Origin of the sequence: Streptomyces sp. NPDC058195 (assembly GCF_042883525.1) — a bacterium.
Classification (GTDB): domain Bacteria; phylum Actinomycetota; class Actinomycetes; order Streptomycetales; family Streptomycetaceae; genus Streptomyces.
This window is the reverse complement of sequence record NZ_JBHVVM010000004.1, coordinates 310,424-328,190: the sequence shown is the minus strand read 5'-3', so window position 1 is coordinate 328,190 and position 17,767 is coordinate 310,424. Positions and strand designations below refer to the sequence as shown.

15 protein-coding genes are annotated in these 17,767 nt (G+C 69.8%); 4 read left to right on the top strand and 11 right to left on the bottom strand.

What is annotated here, in order from left to right; all coding sequences use genetic code 11:
* Window position 1 precedes the first annotated feature (1 nt).
* Entirely contained in the window at window positions 2-616 is a 615-nt protein-coding gene (gene rpsD, locus ACFVWY_RS07535) for a 30S ribosomal protein S4 (protein ID WP_389868248.1), read from the bottom strand.
* A gap of 188 nt (window positions 617-804) precedes the next feature.
* On the opposite strand from rpsD, the gene ACFVWY_RS07530 reads away from it, so the two are divergent.
* On the top strand, window positions 805-1,506 hold the full coding sequence (locus tag ACFVWY_RS07530; RefSeq protein ID WP_389868246.1) for a DUF2470 domain-containing protein: 702 nt from the start codon (window positions 805-807) through the stop codon (window positions 1,504-1,506).
* Window positions 1,507-1,528: 22 nt separating this feature from the next.
* On the opposite strand, the gene ACFVWY_RS07525 is transcribed toward ACFVWY_RS07530, so the two are convergent.
* From ACFVWY_RS07525 to ACFVWY_RS07510, 4 genes are all read right to left on the bottom strand, one after another.
* Window positions 1,529-2,911, bottom strand: coding sequence for a replication-associated recombination protein A (locus ACFVWY_RS07525; RefSeq protein WP_389868245.1), 1,383 nt, complete (start codon window positions 2,909-2,911; stop codon window positions 1,529-1,531).
* A gap of 75 nt (window positions 2,912-2,986) precedes the next feature.
* Window positions 2,987-3,622: a vitamin K epoxide reductase family protein gene (locus ACFVWY_RS07520; protein WP_389868243.1), complete on the bottom strand. Its 636-nt coding sequence runs from the start codon at window positions 3,620-3,622 to the stop codon at window positions 2,987-2,989.
* Between the two features lie 356 nt (window positions 3,623-3,978).
* A complete protein-coding gene (gene hisS, locus ACFVWY_RS07515) occupies window positions 3,979-5,241 on the bottom strand; it encodes a histidine--tRNA ligase (protein ID WP_389868241.1) in 1,263 nt (420 codons plus the stop codon).
* A 14-nt stretch (window positions 5,242-5,255) separates the two neighbouring features.
* Complete coding sequence (locus ACFVWY_RS07510) at window positions 5,256-5,942, bottom strand: MBL fold metallo-hydrolase (protein WP_389868239.1); 687 nt, start codon at window positions 5,940-5,942, stop codon at window positions 5,256-5,258.
* 150 nt (window positions 5,943-6,092) lie between these two features.
* On the opposite strand from ACFVWY_RS07510, the gene ACFVWY_RS07505 reads away from it, so the two are divergent.
* From ACFVWY_RS07505 to ACFVWY_RS07495, 3 genes are all read left to right on the top strand, one after another.
* Entirely contained in the window at window positions 6,093-6,872 is a 780-nt protein-coding gene (locus ACFVWY_RS07505; protein WP_389868238.1) for a peptidylprolyl isomerase, read from the top strand.
* Window positions 6,873-7,071: 199 nt separating this feature from the next.
* Window positions 7,072-8,301: a DUF349 domain-containing protein gene (locus ACFVWY_RS07500; RefSeq protein ID WP_389868236.1), complete on the top strand. Its 1,230-nt coding sequence runs from the start codon at window positions 7,072-7,074 to the stop codon at window positions 8,299-8,301.
* A gap of 209 nt (window positions 8,302-8,510) precedes the next feature.
* A complete protein-coding gene (locus ACFVWY_RS07495) occupies window positions 8,511-9,113 on the top strand; it encodes an ALF repeat-containing protein (RefSeq protein ID WP_389868235.1) in 603 nt (200 codons plus the stop codon).
* 17 nt (window positions 9,114-9,130) lie between these two features.
* Here ACFVWY_RS07495 and ACFVWY_RS07490 read toward each other — a convergent pair whose 3' ends face one another.
* The 6 genes from ACFVWY_RS07490 to ruvB all read right to left on the bottom strand — a co-directional run bounded on the left by ACFVWY_RS07490 (window position 9,131) and on the right by ruvB (window position 17,697).
* On the bottom strand, window positions 9,131-11,689 hold the full coding sequence (locus ACFVWY_RS07490; protein WP_389868233.1) for a RelA/SpoT family protein: 2,559 nt from the start codon (window positions 11,687-11,689) through the stop codon (window positions 9,131-9,133).
* Between the two features lie 762 nt (window positions 11,690-12,451).
* Window positions 12,452-13,003 (bottom strand): adenine phosphoribosyltransferase, encoded by a 552-nt coding sequence (locus ACFVWY_RS07485; RefSeq protein ID WP_389868231.1) that lies wholly within the window; start codon window positions 13,001-13,003, stop codon window positions 12,452-12,454.
* Window positions 13,000-14,106, bottom strand: a complete 1,107-nt coding sequence (gene secF / locus ACFVWY_RS07480; protein WP_389868229.1) for a protein translocase subunit SecF — start codon at window positions 14,104-14,106, stop codon at window positions 13,000-13,002. Before secF ends, ACFVWY_RS07485 begins: the two co-directional genes overlap by 4 nt.
* 1 nt (window position 14,107) lies before the next feature.
* A complete protein-coding gene (gene secD / locus ACFVWY_RS07475; protein WP_389868228.1) occupies window positions 14,108-15,850 on the bottom strand; it encodes a protein translocase subunit SecD in 1,743 nt (580 codons plus the stop codon).
* A gap of 145 nt (window positions 15,851-15,995) precedes the next feature.
* Window positions 15,996-16,457, bottom strand: coding sequence for a preprotein translocase subunit YajC (gene yajC / locus ACFVWY_RS07470; RefSeq protein WP_389868226.1), 462 nt, complete (start codon window positions 16,455-16,457; stop codon window positions 15,996-15,998).
* A 166-nt stretch (window positions 16,458-16,623) separates the two neighbouring features.
* Window positions 16,624-17,697 (bottom strand): Holliday junction branch migration DNA helicase RuvB, encoded by a 1,074-nt coding sequence (gene ruvB / locus ACFVWY_RS07465; protein ID WP_389868224.1) that lies wholly within the window; start codon window positions 17,695-17,697, stop codon window positions 16,624-16,626.
* Between the last annotated feature and the right edge of the window lie 70 nt (window positions 17,698-17,767).

Genomic DNA, 17,767 nt, shown 5'->3' with positions numbered 1-17,767 from the left:
ATCAGCGGGCGTAGTACTCGACGACGAGCTGCTCGTCGCAGATCACGGGGATTTCCTTGCGGTTCGGGTCCCGGTCAAGGCGGAAGGCCAGGGCCTTCAGGTTCACCTGCAGGTAGCGCGGGGTCTCGCCGTCGGGGGCGTTGCCACCCTCGCGGGCCACCTGGAAGGGAACCTTGGCACGGCTGCGCTCGCGGATCTGCACGACGTCGTCGGGGCGCACGCGGAAGGACGGCTTGTCGACCTTGCCACCGTTGACCTCGACGTGGCCGTGGACGACCATCTGGCGGGCCTGGTAGATGGTCTTGGCGATGCCCGAACGCAGAACCAGGGCGTCGAGACGACGCTCCAGCTCGACGACGAGCGCCTCGCCCGTCTTGCCCTCGGCCTTCTTGGCGCGGTCGTAGGCGCGCGCCATCTGGCGCTCGCTGATGTCGTACTGGGCGCGAAGACGCTGCTTCTCCAGCAGACGGACCTTGTAGTCCGAGTTCTGCTTGCGGCCGCGGCCGTGCTCGCCCGGCGGGTAGGGGCGGGCCTCGAAGTACTTGACGGCCTTCGGCGTCAGCGCGATACCGAGCGCACGGCTCTTCTTGACCTTGGGACGCGACTGGTTAGGCACGTTCTCCAGACCTCCATCGTAGGTTAGGTTAGGCTCACCTTAGTTGAGGAGATCGCATGTCTCGCCCGGGGAACACCAGTCACATCACGGACAGCACTGACAGCGTCGACACCCCTCGGGATGCCGATACGACGGAGGACCGATCAGATCGTGGTCAGCCGCGTCCCAGCGGACTTGAAACCACTCGGATGCCGTCAGCAGCCGAGCGCACACGAACTCTCGTACAGAGTACCTGCTCCGCGGTGCTGCTCGTTCCCGGGCTGCGCCATCTGCCTTCGGACCGTCTGATGCCCCTGGCCAGGACCGTGGGTCCGGAGGGCGACGTGTTCCTCGGCCTTGCGGCCGATTCCCCGGTCGCGCGGGCCGTGGCGCACGCCGGGGGCGAGGATCCGGCCGCCGTGCTGGAGATCACGGACGTCGCCCCCGTCTCCGTCCCGAACCGCGTCCGCGGCCGGGCCTGGATCTCCGGTCGGCTGACCGTCGTGCCCGGCCTCGCGGGCCCCGGCCGCACCACGCTCCGGCTGGAGACCGAGGAGGCGTACGTCGATGACCTGTGGGGCGCGCGGGAGGTCCGGCCCGACGAGCTGCGGGACGCGGCCCCCGATCCGCTCCTGGGACACGAGGCGGAGCTGCTCCAGCATCTGCACACGGCCCACCGGGAGGAGCTGCGGAGTCTGTGCGGGCTGCTGGGCGGGCGGACGGCTGGCCGCTGCCCGCACCACCTGCCCTCGGTCGTACCGCTGGCGCTGGACCGGTACGGGCTGCGGGTGCGGCTGTGCGAGGAGGCGGGGCCGTGCTACGACGCGCGCTTCGAGTTCCCCTCCCCCGTGCGGGACATCGTCGAGCTGGGCCACGCCGTGCGCACCCTCTTCGAGGCGGCGGTGCGCTGACCGGGCACGCGGCCGGGCCGCCTCAGCCCTCGGCCCGGCCGGTCTCCCCGCCGGGGGCCGTGCGGCCGAGCCGCTCGCGCACCCGGTCGGCCACGTCCGCGTAACGCGCCTCCGCGCCGTAGCGCGTGGGGCGGTAGTAGCGCTGGTCGCGAACCGTCTCCGGTGCGTACTGCTGGGCGGCGATGCCGCCGGGGACGTCGTGCGGATAGACATAGCCCTGGGCGTGTCCGAGCTTGGCGGCGCCCTTGTAGTGGCCATCGCGCAGATGGGCCGGTACGGGCCCGGTCAGTCCCTTGCGCACGTCCTCCTGGGCGGCGAATATCGCGAGCGTCGCCGCGTTGGACTTGGGTGCCAGGGCCAGCGCGATGGTGGCGTGGCTCAGGGTGAGCGCCGCCTCCGGGAAGCCGATCATGGCGACCGCCTGGGCGGCGGCCACGGCGATGGGCAGTGCCGTGGGGTCGGCCAGACCGATGTCCTCGCTGGCCGAGATCATCAGCCGGCGGGCGATGAACCGGGGGTCCTCCCCCGCCTCGATCATCCGGGCCAGGTAGTGGAGCGCGGCGTCCACGTCGGACCCGCGGATCGACTTGATGAGCGCACTCGCCACGTCGTAGTGCTGGTCACCGTCGCGGTCATAGGAGACGGCCGCGCGGTCGACGGTCTCCTCCAGCGTCTGGAGGCTGATCTCCTTCTCCTGCTTGGACAGCGCCGCTCCGGCCGCGGCCTCCAGCGCCGTCAGCGCCCGGCGCGCGTCGCCGCCCGCGATGCGCAGCAGATGCGATTCGGTCTCCTGCGGCAGCGTCACCGCGCCGCCCAGCCCGCGCTCGTCGGTCAGCGCCCGGCCGAGCAGTCCGCGCAGGTCGTCGTCGGTGAGCGGCTCCAGGGTGAGCAGCAGTGACCGGGACAACAGCGGCGAGATGACCGAGAAGTACGGATTCTCGGTGGTCGCCGCGATCAGGGTGACCCAGCGGTTCTCCACGGCGGGGAGCAGGGAGTCCTGCTGTGCCTTGGAGAAGCGGTGGATCTCATCGAGGAAGAGGACGGTCTCCTTGCCGTAGCCTCCGGTGGCGCGGCGGGCGCCCTCGATGACGGCCCGGACCTCCTTGACGCCCGCGGTGATCGCCGAGAGCTCGACGAAGCGTTTGTTGGTGGCCTTGCTGACCACGTACGCCAGAGTCGTCTTCCCGATGCCGGGCGGGCCCCAGAGGATCACCGACGACGGTCCCGCCGGGCCGCCGCTCCCTTCGCCGACCAGACGGCGCAGCGGGGAGCCCGGCTTGAGCAGATGCTGCTGGCCTACGACCTCCTCAAGGGTGCGAGGACGCATCCGGACGGCCAGGGGGCTGGCGGCCGGGTCCTTCTCCTGGCGGTCTTCGGCTGCGGCGGTAAAGAGGTCGGGCTCCACGCTTCGAAGCCTAAGCCACGGCACTGACATCCCCGCCGGGCCGGGCGCCGGGGAGGAGGAACAGGCCGGGCCCGGTCAGCTGGTCCAGAAGTCCCACCAGCGGGTCAGGACGAGCATGCCGATGACACCGATCCACAGGACCGGCGGCACCCAGTGGAACTCCGTCAGACCGTTGCGCAGCCAGTTCGGCGCGGGGATGATCCGGTGCTTGATGTTGTGCGTGGTGACGTAGCAGAACATGAAGATCGTGGCGACCCAGGCCAGGCAGCACCACAGGCAGAGCGAGTTGATGTTGTAGAGCGACTGGTACTGGAGCCAGGTGCAGAAACCGACGCCGAACAGGGTGCCCGCGTTCATCCCGAGCCAGTACCAGCTGCGGAAGCGCGCCCCGGCGAGCAGCGCCAGGCCGATGCCGATGATCACGGGGTAGGTGGCCAGGCCGAGCATCGGGTTCGGGAAGCCGAAGGCCGCCGCCTGGTCGCTCTTCATGATGTTGCCGCAGGCGACCACGGGGTTGAGGCTGCACCCCGGTGTGAAGTTGGGGTCCTCCAGCAGCTTGAACTTGTCGATCGTGATGATCCAGGCGGCGAGGAGTCCGGCGGCACCGGTGATCACCAGCAGCAGTGCGAACGCGCGACTGCCGCCGATGGTCCGCTTGCCGCCGTCCTCGTCCTCTTCGGAGGAGGGATGGTCAACCGTTGCAGTCGTCATATCGCCGTTCCATCAGTGAGAGGCCTGCTGGGCACGGTCATTGTGCCGCACCCCGGTACCGCTCTTCCGTTCGATGGACATAAAGGTGTGCCCAAGGCCGTCGCGGGGCCGGTACGGAATCCGGGGCTTCGAGGTGTCCGGCACTGGCGGCGGACACGCGGTAACGCGAGAGGGCGGCGCTCCCGGGATCAACCCGGCCCGGCCGGGCGGCCGTTGGCGATCCCGGATCGATACCACTCGCCAGCATGAATCCACCACCACCGAGTTGACGCCTGGTGAGGTGATGGCGCATGAGGGACAGAGCAAAGGGGAGGGGCCGGGACGGAATTCCGTCCCGGCCCCTCCCCGAAGGCTTCTCAGGCCAGGCGCCCGCGGATCTCGTCGGCGACCTCGGCCAGGGCCACCGGCGCCTGCTCGCCGGACTCCATGTCCTTGAGCTGGACGACGCCCTCGGCCAGGTCCCTCTCGCCCGCGACGACCGTGAAGCGGGCTCCCGACCGGTTCGCGCTCTTCATCGCGCCCTTGAGGCCCCGGTTCCCGTACGCGAAGTCCGCCGCGACGCCCTCGCGGCGCAGCTGCGTGACCACGCCGAAGAGCACCCGGCGGGCCTCCTCGCCGAGCGGCACCGCGAAGACGCTGGTGGCCGCCGGCAGCGCGAGCTCGATGCCCTCGGCCTCCAGCGCGAGCACCGTGCGGTCCACGCCGAGCGCCCAGCCCACCGACGGGAGCGCCGGACCGCCGATCATCTCGGAGAGGCCGTCGTAGCGTCCGCCGCCGCCCACCGCGGACTGCGAGCCGAGCCCGTCGTGGACGAACTCGAAGGTGGTGCGGGTGTAGTAGTCGAGGCCGCGGACGAGCTTCTCGTCGTCCTCGTAGACCACACCAGCCGCCGAGAGCAGGTCGCGCACCTCCTCGTGGTAGGCCTTGCAGGCGTCGCACAGGTAGTCGCGCAGCACCGGGGCGCCGGTCAGCTGCTTCTGCACCTCGGGCCGCTTGTCGTCGAGGACCCGGAGCGGGTTGATCTCGATACGGCGACGGGTCTCCTCGTCCAGGTCGAGCTCGCGCAGGAAGGCCTGGAGGGCGTCCCGGTAGACCGGGCGGCACTCCTTGTCACCCAGCGAGTTGAGCAGGATGCGGAAGTTCCGCAGGCCCAGCGCGCGGTACGCCTGGTCGGCCAGGATGATCAGCTCGGCGTCCAGCGCCGGGTCCTCGGCGCCGATCGCCTCGGCACCGACCTGCGAGAAGTGCCGGTAGCGGCCCTTCTGCGGACGCTCGTAGCGGTAGTACGAGCCGGAGTACCAGAGCTTCACCGGCAGGTTGCCGAGCTTGTGGAGGTTGGCCTCCAGGGCGGCGCGGAGCACCGAGGCGGTGCCCTCGGGGCGCAGAGCGAGCTGCGAGCCGCCCTTGGTGGTGAGGGTGTACATCTCCTTGGACACGATGTCGGTGGACTCACCGACACCGCGCGAGAAGAGCGCGACGTCCTCGAAGCCGGGCGTCTCGATGTAGCCGTAGCCGGAGTTCTTCAGGGGTGCGGCGATCGCCTCGCGCACCGCGAGGTACTTGGCGGAGTCCGGCGGGGTCAGGTCGTACGTGCCCTTGGGGGCCTTGAAGGTGCTCACGGAATTTTCTCTCGTCACATTCCTCGTCGGGGCGCGTCCAGTCCGTTCAGGAACGGATTGGAGACGCGCTCGCGGCCGATGGTCGTCTGGGGGCCGTGGCCGGACAGCACCACGGTCGAGTCGTCGAGCGGCAGGCACACACGGGCCAGCGACTCGAGCAGCTCGGCGTGGTCGCCACCGGGCAGGTCGGTGCGTCCGACGGAGCCGGCGAAGAGCAGGTCGCCCGAGAAGAGGATCTGCGGAACATCCGCGGCCTCGGGCATCCTGAACGTCACCGACCCCTTGGTATGGCCGGGCGCGTGCCCGACGGAGAGCTCCAGACCGGCCAGCTCCAGGCGGGCGCCGTCGCTCAGCTCCTTGACGTCGTCCGGCTCCCCGATGGTCAGCTCGCCCATGAGCGGCATCCCGATGGAGCGGCCGAGGGCCTTCTCCGGGTCGCTCATCATGAACCGGTCCTCGGGGTGGATCCAGGCGGGGACGTCGTGCGCGCCGCACACCGGGACCACCGAGGCGACGTGGTCGATGTGGCCGTGGGTGAGTACGACGGCGACGGGCTTCAGCCGATGCTTCTTCAGCGTTTCCTCGACGCCCTGGGCGGCCTGGTGGCCCGGGTCGATGATCACGCACTCCTCGCCCGCGGCCGGGGCGACCAGATAGCAGTTGGTCCCCCAGGCCCCTGCGGGGAACCCGGCAATGAGCACGATCGTCCTTAAGGGTCGTTTGACGGCGAGGCGCGACGGAGAGGGTCGCGGCAGTTCAGAGCCTACCGGCGCTCCTCATTCCACAGCTAACCCATATACGGTACGGGGCAGCCAAGGCCCGAACCCACGACCCAGCAAGGAGATCACCCGGTGGTCAGCAGCGATCAGCGGCGGCGGCAGCTCGCCAGGGACAAATTCCAGCGGCAGCAGCAGCGCCGGGAGGAGGCCCGCGGCCGCAGGAAGCGGCTGACGGTCATCATCGCGTCCTCGGTGGCCGCGGTGGCGGTCATCGGCGGAGGCTCCTACCTCGCCCTCAGCGGTGACGACACCAAGAAGGACACCGCGGACGCCGCCGCGAGCGCGAGCCCGTCGCCGAGCGAGGAGAGCAAGGCGCCCGAGCCCGCAATGAAGATCGACAAGAAGGCCACGTACACGATGGCGCTGGGAACGAGCCAGGGCGACATCTCGTTCAGCATGAAGGCGGCGAAGGCGCCGCACACCACGAACTCCTTCAAGTCGCTGGCCGACAAGGGCTTCTTCGACGGCACCAAGTGCCACCGGCTCACCACGCAGGGCATCTTCGTCCTGCAGTGCGGCGACCCCAAGGGCGACGGTACGGGCGGCCCCGGGTACACCATCCCCGACGAGAACCTGGACGGCCTGGGCAAGCCGGGCAAGGACGGCACGGTGACGTACCCGGCGGGCACGGTCGCGATGGCGAACGCCGGTCCGCAGACCGGCGGCAGCCAGTTCTTCCTGGTCTACAAGGACAGCAAGCTCCCGCCCAACTACACCCCGTTCGGCACGATGGACGACGCCTCGCTGAAGACCCTGAAGGAGATCGGGGCGGCGGGCGCGGCGGGCGGTGCGCCCGACGCTGCGCCGAAGAAGGAAGTGAAGATCACCAAGGCCACGGTCGACAAGTCGTGACCGGCCCGGGGCGGCCGGACCGGGCCGTCCGGCGGTGCCCGGCGCGGGACTGATTTTTTTCGGCCGCGCTGAGTGCGGACAGCCGGGTGGCCGGTCGCCTAGATTGACGTTGTGCAGGGCGGGCGCTGCCCGCCCCAGGAAACTGTGGACGATGCCAGGGGGGCGAACCCTCTCGCGGGCATCAGGTGGAGGAGGCGCTGTGAGCAGCGACCCGTGGGGCCGTGTCGATGAGACCGGCACCGTGTACGTGCGGACAGCCGACGGCGAGCAGGTCGTCGGATCGTGGCAGGCGGGTTCCCCCGAGGAGGCTCTGGCCTACTTCGAGCGCAAGTACGAGGGCATTGTGGTCGAGATCGGCCTCCTCGAACGGCGGGTGAAGACCACCGACCTGTCGGCGAAGGACGCCACGACCGCCATCGAGCATCTGCGTCTTCAGGTGGACGAGCACCACGCCGTCGGTGACCTCGAGGCGCTGCGCAAGCGGCTCGACGCGCTCGTCGCGGCGGTCGACTCGCGGCGTGAGGAGCGCAAGGCCCAGAAGGCGAAGCAGACCGACGAGGCGAAGCACGCCAAGGAGGCCCTGGTCGCCGAGGCCGAGGAGCTGGCGCAGAGCGAGCAGTGGCGCTCGGCCGGGGAACGGCTCCGCGCGCTCGTCGACACGTGGAAGGGCCTGCCGCGGCTGGACCGCAAGTCCGACGACGAGCTGTGGCACCGCTTCTCGCATGCCCGCTCGGCGTTCTCCAAGCGCCGCAAGGCCCACTTCGCGTCGCTGGACGCCCAGCGCGAGGACGCCCGCAAGGCGAAGGAGAAGCTGGTCGCCGAGGCGGAGTCGCTCTCCGGCTCCACCGACTGGGGGCCCACCGCCGCCCGCTACCGCGACCTGATGACGGCGTGGAAGGCGGCGGGCCGCGCCCAGCGCGAGGCCGAGGACGAGCTGTGGAACCGCTTCCGCGGTGCGCAGGACGTCTTCTTCGCCGCCCGCAGCGAGGTCTTCGCCGAGCGGGACGCGGAGCAGGGCGAGAACCTCAAGCTGAAGGAGGAGCTCGCGGTCGAGGCCGAGCGGCTGGTGCCGGTGAAGGACCTGAAGGCGGCCAGGGCCGCGTTCCGGGCCATCAACGAGCGCTGGGAGGCCATCGGCCATGTGCCGCGCGACGCCCGTCCGAAGGTCGAGGGGCGGATGCACGCGGTGGAGCGGGCGCTCCAGGAGGCCGAGGAGTCGGAGTGGCGCCGGACGAACCCTGAGGCGCGGGCCCGCGCCGCAGGTCTGACCGGTCAGCTCCAGGCGGCCGTCGACAAGCTGCGTACGCAGATCGACACGGCCCGCGCCTCGGGCAACAACGCCCGTGCCGACAAACTGGCCAGGGAGCTCGAGGGCCGGCAGGCACTGCTGGACCAGGCGCTCAAGGGCCTGGAGGAGTTCGGCGGCTGACGCCCCGACGCACGTCCTGGGGGCCTTCCCGCGTTCGCGCGGGAAGGCCCCTTCCGTGTCTGGGCGCGCGACGGCAGCGAGGAGGCCATGACAACTGCCGGAACCCGGCAGTGACGTGGACGGGCCGAGGAGCAATGATCTTCGCACCGGCACGCTTCACGCGATCGCCGGATCCGACGAATTCACCCACACCTGAGGCAGGTTCACCGATGAGACCGACCCGTGTCGTCCTGACCGCGGCAGCAGCCGTCCTCGCCCCGGCCCTTCTCCTGTCCGGTCCGGCCTTCGCCGCCGGACCGGCTTCCCCGTCGCCCGCCGTCGCCGCGACGACGGGCGACGGCTCGGACATCCCGGTGGACGAGATGTCCGACGACGACCTCAGGATCGCGATCCTGCGCATCCTGGCGGACCAGGACAGCGGCAAGCGGGTCGTGCGGGAGGCCAACGAGGCCCTGGACAACGGCACGACGGAAGCCATGCGAGCCTTCCTGAAGACCGGCTACCCGCTGGCCCAGGCCGAGGACGACCGCGTCGCGCTCCTGCGCATCCTCGCCGACCCGGACTCCGGGAAGCGGGTCATCAAGGAGATCAACACCCTCCTCGACACCGGCACCGCGCCGGAAATCCGCCAGTGGCTGGAGACCGGCTACCGCCTCGCCCAGGCCGAGGACGACCGCGTCGCACTCTTCCGCATCCTCGCCCGCCCGGACATCAGCGACGCGATGCGCGCGGCGGTCATCGAGGCCATCGACGGTACGCCCGAGGAGATGCGGTACTTCCTGGAGTACGGCCAGTACGAGATCGACGCGTAGGGTGCCCGGTCCAGCCGCTACGGCCTGCGGGCCGAGGTGACCCGGTAGACGTCGTAGACGCCCTCCACCCCCCGGACCGCCTTCAGTACGTGGCCGAGATGCTTGGGGTCGCCCATCTCGAAGGTGAAACGGGAGGTGGCCACCCGGTCCCGGGAGGTCTGGACGGCCGCCGACAGGATGTTGACGTGCTGGTCGGACAGGACACGGGTGACGTCCGAGAGCAGCCGGGAGCGGTCGAGCGCTTCGACCTGGATGGCCACCAGGAAGACCGAGGACTGGGTCGGCGCCCACTCGACGTCCAGGATGCGTTCCGGCTGCTGCGACAGCGAGTCGACGTTGACGCAGTCGGCGCGGTGCACGGAGACGCCGCTGCCGCGCGTGACGAAGCCGATGATCGGGTCGCCGGGCACAGGGGTGCAGCAGCGGGCCAGCTTGACCCAGACGTCCTCGACGCCCTTGACGACCACGCCCGGATCGGCGTTGGAACGCCGCTTGCCGCGGCTGCGCGAGGGTGGCGAGCTCTCGGCGATGTCCTCGTTGGCCTCGTCCTCACCGCCGAGTGCCTGGACCAGCTTCTGTACGACGCCGGCGGCCGCGACGTGTCCCTCGCCAATCGCCGCGTACAGCGAGGAGATGTCGGGGTAGCGCATCTCGTGGGCGAGGGTGACCAGGGAGTCGCCGGTCAGGATGCGCTGGATCGGCAGGTTCTGCTTGCGCATGGCACGGGCGATGGCGTCCTTGCCCTGCTCGATCGCCTCGTCGCGGCGCTCCTTGGAGAACCAGGCGCGGATCTTGTTGCGGGCGCGGGGCGACTTGACGAAGCCCAGCCAGTCCCGGGACGGTCCCGCTCCGGCCGCCTTGGAGGTGAAGACCTCCACCAGGTCGCCGTTGTCGAGCGTCGATTCGAGCGGGACGAGCCGGCCGTTGACCCGTGCTCCTATGGTCCGGTGGCCGACCTCCGTGTGCACCGCGTACGCGAAGTCGACCGGCGTCGCTCCGGCGGGCAGCGCTATCACGTCGCCCTTGGGCGTGAAGACGAAGACCTCGTTGCGCGAGAGATCGAAGCGCAGTGACTCCAGGAACTCGCCGGGGTCCTCGGTCTCCTTCTGCCAGTCCAGGAGCTGGCGCAGCCAGGCCATGTCGTTGACGGTGTCCTGGCGCGCGCCCTTGCCGGGGCTCTTGGGTACGTCAGTGCGGACCTTGGAGGCACCCGCGACGGCCTCCTGCTTGTACTTCCAGTGCGCGGCGATGCCGTACTCGGCACGGCGGTGCATGTCGAAGGTACGGATCTGGAGTTCGACGGGCTTGCCGCTGGGGCCGATTACCGTGGTGTGCAGCGACTGGTACATGTTGAACTTGGGCATCGCGATGTAGTCCTTGAACCGGCCGGGGACCGGATTCCATCGCGCGTGGACGGTGCCGAGCGCCGCGTAGCAGTCGCGGACGGTGTCGACGAGAACGCGGATGCCCACCAGGTCGTAGATCTCGGCGAAGTCCCGGCCCCGCACGATCATCTTCTGGTAGACGCTGTAGTAGTGCTTCGGTCGGCCGGTGACGGTGGCCTTGATCCGGGCGGCGCGCAGATCGGCCTGGACCTCGTCGGTCACTATGGCGAGGTATTCGTCGCGCTTGGGTGCCCGCTCGGCGACCAGGCGCACGATCTCGTCGTACATCTTGGGGTAGAGGATCGCGAAGGCGAGATCCTCCAGCTCCCACTTGATGGTGTTCATGCCCAGGCGGTGCGCCAGCGGGGCATAGATCTCCAGCGTCTCGCGGGCCTTCTTCTCCTGCTTCTCCCGCTTGAGGTAACGCATGGTGCGCATGTTGTGCAGCCGGTCGGCGAGCTTGATGACCAGGACCCGGGGGTCCTTGGCCATGGCGACGACCATCTTGCGTACGGTCTCGGCCTGCGCGGCCTCGCCGAACTTGACCTTGTCGAGCTTGGTGACACCGTCGACGAGCAGGGCGACCTGGTCACCGAAGTCACGGCGCAGGGTGTCGAGGCCGTACTCGGTGTCCTCGACCGTGTCGTGGAGCAGTCCGGCCATCAGGGTGGCGGGGTCCATGCCGAGCTCGGCGAGGATCGTCGTGACGGCGAGCGGATGGGTGATGTACGGATCACCGCTCTTGCGCTTCTGGCCGCGGTGCCAGCGCTCGGCGACCTGGTAGGCGCGCTCGATCTGGCGGAGCGTGGCCGTCTCGATCTTGGGGTCGTTGCTGCGGACGATCCGCAGCAGAGGTTCGAGCACGGGGTTGTACGGGCTGGAGCGCTGCACGCCGAGCCGGGCCAGCCGGGCCCTCACCCGGTTGGACGAGCCGCCGGAGCGGGTGGTGGGCGCGGTCGGCTGCACCGGCCTGGCCGCGGGCTTGGCCGGAGGCTTAGGGGCCGACGCGGCCGGGGGCGCCGAAGCCTCCGGCTGTGCGGGCGTGGCGGGGCCGATGGCGCCCGGCTGGTCCGCGCCCTTGCCGGACATGGGCTTCGGCTTCTCCGCGGGCTGCCGCTTCCCGGGCGTGGCTGAGACCGCCGCGGGCTTGTCGGGCTGCGGGGCGGCGACTGGCTGGGCCTCGTCTGGCAAGAGCACTCCTCGTGCGGATCCGGATACCCGGAAAGGCCATCGTATCGAGCCTGCGGCCGCTCCTCTCCCGGGGACCGTGAGACTCCTGACAACGCGGAACGGGCACCCGGTTGTTCCCGGGTGCCCGTTCCGCGCTGTCAGGTGCGACGACGGCCCTCGTGGTCGGCGAGGTCTCAGTTCCACCGCAGGAGGGCCGCCCCCCCCTGACCTTCATCTCCTTGTTCGCGGCCACGTTGCCCCACGGCACCGTGATCTCGCCGCTCTTCCCGCAGCCCGCCTTGTACCAGGTCGTCTTCGCCTGGCGTTGAAACCCTTGACCTGCGCGCAGACGCTGCCGCCCTTGAAGACCTTCCAGCCGTAGACCATCTTCATGCCCCTGGCGCCGAAGTGGGCGCAGCCGTCGTCGAGCGTGCTCCGCTTCCCCGGCGCCGGCCCCGCGTTCTTCCAGCCCATACAGATGCCCTTCGCGCCCGGGGCGGCCGACGCGGGCACGGCGGTCTGGCTCGCTCGCGCGGGAGCCGTGCCCGCGGCAAGCGCCGCGAGGGAGAGAAGGGAGACCGCTCCCGTGGCGATCCTGTGCGACGTCCTCATGTGGTTCCTCCCTTTCGGACGCCGGTGGGCGGCGTCAGGAAGATCCCATCAGGCGGCTACGCAGCCCTGAGTCCGTTTGGAGACATTCGTGATTCCAGGAGTGGAACCGCCGCGTACATACGCATCGGGTGCCCAGGAAAGACCTGGACACCCGATGGGTACACGCGGTACTCAGACCTGGATCAGTGCCTCCAGCGGAGCACCCGCCAGTCCCTGCTCCAGACGGGTGCGCCCGTTCAGGAAGCCGAGCTCCATGAGGACCGCGACGCCCGCGACCTCGGCTCCGGCGCGGCGGATCAGCTCCAGCGAGGCCTCGGCGGTGCCGCCCGTGGCGAGGATGTCGTCGATGACCATGATCCGGTCGTCGGCGGACAGGTCCTCCGCGTGGATCTCGATCTCGGCGGTGCCGTACTCCAGCTCGTACGCCTGGCTGAGCGTGGCCCCGGGGAGCTTGCCCGCCTTGCGGACCGGCACGAAGCCGAGCCCGGCCCGGACCGCGACCGGAGCAGCCAGGATGAAGCCGCGCGCCTCCAGGCCGACGACCTTCGTGGCACCGTGCCGTACGCAGAGCTCCGCGAGGGTGTCGGTGAGGGCGGCGAACGCCACCGGATCCGCGAGCAGCGGGGTGATGTCCTTGAACATCACACCCGGCTGCGGGTAGTCGGGCACGTCACGGATCCTGCTGAGCAGAAGATCGCGCGTGGTCTCGGTGGTGCTGGTCATCGGCGCTTCCCCTGGGTCCGGCCGTGGCCCCCGCGGGGCTGCTGGCGCTGGCCGACGACCGCGGCGGCGGGGGCGGCGTCCTGCTGCGGGAAGCCGTCGTCCTGCGACTCGTCCTCGGCGGACTCACCCTTGGCGGCGGCAGCCGCGCGCTTGGCGAGGATCCGCTTCTTCAGGGCCTTCATCTGCGGCTGCCGTTCCTTGAGGTCGGCAACGAGCGGAGTGGCGATGAAGATCGAGGAGTAGGCACCGGCGGCGAGGCCGACGAAGAGCGACAGCGAGATGTCGTTCAGCATGCCCGCACCGAGGACGCCGCCGCCGATGAACAGGAGGCCGGCGACCGGCAGGAGCGCCACGACGGTGGTGTTGATGGAGCGCACCAGCGTGCCGTTGATGGACCGGTTGGCGATCTCGCTGTAGGTCCACCGGGTCTGCTTGGTGATGTCGACCGTGCTCTCCTTGAGACTGTCGAAGACCACGACGGTGTCATAGAGGGAGTAGCCGAGGATGGTCAGCAGACCGATCACGGTGCCCGGGGTGACCTCGAAGCCGACCAGGGCGTAGACACCGACCGTGATGGTGATGTCGTGGATCAGCGCGACCAGGGCCGCGATGGCCATGCGCCATTCGAAGGCGATGGCCAGGTAGATCACGACCAGGACCATGAAGACGCCGAGGCCGGTCCACGCCTTGCTGGCGATCTGCTCGCCCCAGCTGGGGCCGACCAGGTCGGCCGCGATCTTCTCGGCCGGGACGTTGAGGTCCTTGGAGAGCGTGCTCTTGATCTCGTCGGACTTCGCGGTGTCGACCTCGGTGATCTGGATGCGCAGACCGCCGTTGCCGAGCTTCTGGACGATCGCCTGGTGGCCGGAGGCCTTGGTGGCCAGGTCCTCCGCCTCGGCGACGGTGGCGCTGGTCTTCGGGGTGGTGAAGACCGCGCCGCCCTTGAACTCGATGCCCATGTTCAGGCCGCTGACCGCCAGGCCGACGATGGCCGTGATGGTGATCAGGATCGAGATCCCGTACCAGATCTTGCGCTTGCCGATGAAGTCGTAACCGACCTCGCCTCGGTAGAGACGGGCGCCGAGCGTGCCGAGTCGCGACATCTCACGCCTCCTTCGGGTCAGTGGGGGCGGTGGCACGGCGGGAACGGCGCAGCGGCGGCTTGGCGCCGAGTCGCTTCGGATCCAGGCCGGACCACGGGTGGCCGCTGGCGAAGAACTTCTTGCGGGCCATGATCGTCATGACCGGCTTGGTGAAGAAGAACACCACGACCACGTCGAGCAGCGTGGTGAGACCCAGCGTGAACGCGAAGCCCTGCACCTTGCCGACGGTGACGACGAAGAGCACCGCGGCGGCCAGGAACGACACGAAGTCGGAGACCAGGATGGTGCGCCGGGCACGCGGCCAGGCCCGCTCGACCGCGGGGCGGAGCGTGCGGCCCTCGCGGATCTCGTCGCGGATCCTCTCGAAGTACACGATGAAGGAGTCCGCGGTGATGCCGATGGCCACGATGGCACCGCAGACGGCCGGGAGGTTCAGCGCGAAGCCGATGGCCGGGCCGAGCAGTGACATCAGCGTGTAGGTCAGGATGCCGGACACCAGGAGGCTCAGGAGCGCGATGAACGCCAGCCCGCGGTAGTACGCCACCAGGTAGACGATGACCAGGGCCAGGCCGATGGCACCGGCGATCAGGCCCGCCCGCAGCTGCTCGCCACCGAGCGCGGCGGTGACGGTCGTGACGCTCTGCTCCTTGAACGAGAGCGGCAGCGCACCGTAGGAGAGCACGTTGGCCAGGTCCTCGGCGGACTGCTGGGTGAAGCTGCCGGAGATCTCGGCGTTGGCGCTGAGTGCCGCGCGCACGTAGGGAGCCGAGACGACTTCACCGTCGAGCGCGATGGCGAACTGGTTCTGCGGCGACTGCTGCTCGGCGAGGCGGCCCGTGATCTTCTGGAACTTCTTGGCGCCGGACTTGGTGAACTCCATCTGAACGATCCACTGACCGTTCTGGTCCAGAGCCGCCGTGGCGCTGTCCACGTCCGTACCGGACACCTCGGCCGGGCCGAGGATGTACTTGGCCCGGCCCTCGGCCTCGGAGCCGCACGCGACGACCGGATCGGTCGGCTTGGCACCCTGCGTGGCCTTGGCGCGGGACGCCGCGCTGGAGCAGTCGAGCGCCTCGAACTTCTTCTGCAGTTCGGCCGCGGCGGCCTGGTCGGCGGCGGAGGCCGGCGGCGTGGTGTCGCCCTTGGGCGTGGCGCTGGTCTTCGGGGCGGGGGTGGAGTCGGCCTTCAGGGCACCGGTGACCGCGCGGCCCTGCGTGGTGGCGCTCGGATTCGGGGCCGCCGAGTCCTTCCCGTTCTCCGCCTCGGGGGCGCTGGGGCTGCCGGACGAGGTGGGCTTGCCCGACGTCGAAGCGTTCGGCTTCGGGGTGGGCGCGCCCTGGGCGACGGTCAGCACCGGCCGGAAGTAGAGCTTGGCGGTCGTACCGACCTGCTCACGGGCCTGGGCGGAGTTCGTGCCCTTGGGGATGTTGACGATGATGTTGCGATCGCCCTGGGTCTGGACCTCGGCCTCGGAGACACCCAGACCATTGACACGGCGCTCCATGATCTGGACGGCCGTGTCCATGTTGGTCTTGTTGACCGCCGATTCCTGGCCCGGCTCGCTCTTCGCCTCAAGCGTGATCGAGGTGCCGCCCGCCAGGTCGATGCCCAGCCGTGGGGTGGGCTGATCTGCCAGGAACATCCCGCCGGTGAGCGCGACCATGGCGATCAGGATCAGAGCCAGGGAACGCCCCGGCCTGCCCTGACCGCCGGCCGGTCCCCGGCTCTTCTTCGGTGCTGCCACCTTCTCGTTTCTCCCTGTCCAACCGCCGCGGGCCGGGTACGCGCCCGAGCGGCCACGAAGTGTAGTGGGGACCCGCCCCCGCAGAAGATCGCACGGACCGGGGACTGCCGGACCCCGACGGGCTCACGGCATCCCCGGGCGTGGGTCACTTCGCGTCGGCCTCGCCGTCGTCCTTGCCCTCGGACTTCTTGCCGGAGTCGGCGTCCTTCGGCTCGTCCTCGTCAGCCTTCTTGGCGAGGTCGATCCGGGTGTCGTCGTCACTCTCGGTCAGCGAGGAGGCGTCGTCCGGGACGACCGTGCCGTCGAGGTCGTGGCCGCTCTCGTCGTCGCCGTGGACGATGCGGTTGTACTCCGCGTCGTCGAGGACGGCACCGATGGCGTTCTTGGCGTAGATCGCGTGGATGCCGGGCGCGATCTCAAGGAGGACCGTGTCGTCGCGCAGCTCCTTGACGGTGGCGTACATACCCCCGATCGTCCGGACGCCGGTGCCGGGCTGCATCTCGTCGCGCATCTGGGCGGCGGCCGCCTGCTTCTTCTTGGCGGACCGCGTCATCAGGAACATGGCCCCGATAAGCACGATGAAGGGGAGGAGAGTCACGGGATTCACGGGACGAGTTTCCTTCGCACGACCGCGTTGGAAGGCGGCCTGTATCTACGGGGGTGGGTACACCGACCTGATAAGGGCGGCATCGGCGGAGTCTAAGCGAGTCCGCATCGATGGAACAACGCCCAGCACCGGTCCATGGTTCCGGCTCCGGCGAAGCTGTGACGGATCACGCCCCGAACAGACCCTGTTGTCCCTTTCCGCCGTGCTGCGGGGGTACGAGCCCGAGATGGGCCCAGGCAGCGGGGGTCGCGACCCGCCCGCGCGGCGTCCTGGCCAGCAGTCCTTCCCTGACCAGGAAGGGCTCGGCCACCTCCTCCACGGTCTCGCGCTCCTCCCCCACGGCGACCGCCAGCGTGGACAGCCCGACAGGCCCGCCGCCGAAGAGCTTCAGCAGGGCTTCGAGCACCGCGCGGTCGAGGCGGTCGAGGCCACGGGCGTCAACCTCATAGACGCCGAGGGCCGCGGCGGCGACCGGGCGGTCGATCCGTCCGTCGGCCTTGACCTGGGCGTAGTCCCGGACGCGGCGCAGCAGACGGTTGGCGATACGGGGGGTGCCGCGGGACCGTCCGGCGATCTCGGCGGCGCCGTCCGCGTCTATCTCCACGTCGAGGAGGCGGGCGGAGCGGTGGATCACGCGTTCCAGCTCGGTGGGCGCGTAGAACTCCATGTGACCGGTGAAACCGAAGCGGTCACGCAGCGGGGGCGGCAGCAGTCCGGCCCTGGTGGTCGCGCCGACCAGGGTGAACGGGGGAAGTTCCAGCGGGATGGCGGTGGCGCCGGGCCCCTTGCCGACGATGACGTCGACCCGGAAGTCCTCCATCGCCATGTAGAGCATCTCCTCGGCCGGGCGCGACATCCGGTGGATCTCGTCGAGGAAGAGGACTTCACCCTCCTGGAGGGAGGAGAGGATCGCGGCGAGGTCACCCGCGTGCTGGATGGCGGGACCGGAGGTGATCCGGATGGGGGCGGCCATCTCCGCCGCGATGATCATGGAGAGGGTGGTCTTGCCCAGGCCGGGAGCGCCGGAGAGCAGGACGTGGTCGGCCGTGGCGCCGCGCGCCTTGGCCGCCTTGAGGACCAGGTCGAGCTGTTCGCGCACCTTCTCCTGGCCGACGAACTCGTCCAGATCCTTGGGACGCAGGGCGGCTTCGACCGCGGTGTCCTCCCCGTCCGCGTCGGCCTGGACGAGGCGCTCGTCGAGCCGCTCGTCGGTGTCGGGTCCGGTCTCGTCCCAGTTCATTTGGTCTGTCCCGCCTCGGATGTCTCGGTGCCGTGCGGTGCCCGGCCCGGCGTCGGGGTGGCGCGCTGCG

What these genes read in the sequence shown, in the direction of transcription:
- ACFVWY_RS07520 (WP_389868243.1), bottom strand. Translation starts at nt 3,622, where the DNA reads ATGACGACTGCAACGGTTGACCATCCCTCCTCCGAAGAGGACGAGGAC.
- ACFVWY_RS07530 (WP_389868246.1), top strand. Translation starts at nt 805, where the DNA reads ATGCCGTCAGCAGCCGAGCGCACACGAACTCTCGTACAGAGTACCTGC.
- ruvB (WP_389868224.1), bottom strand. Translation starts at nt 17,697, where the DNA reads ATGAACTGGGACGAGACCGGACCCGACACCGACGAGCGGCTCGACGAG.
- secF (WP_389868229.1), bottom strand. Translation starts at nt 14,106, where the DNA reads ATGTCGCGACTCGGCACGCTCGGCGCCCGTCTCTACCGAGGCGAGGTC.
- ACFVWY_RS07495 (WP_389868235.1), top strand. Translation starts at nt 8,511, where the DNA reads ATGAGACCGACCCGTGTCGTCCTGACCGCGGCAGCAGCCGTCCTCGCC.
- ACFVWY_RS07485 (WP_389868231.1), bottom strand. Translation starts at nt 13,003, where the DNA reads ATGACCAGCACCACCGAGACCACGCGCGATCTTCTGCTCAGCAGGATC.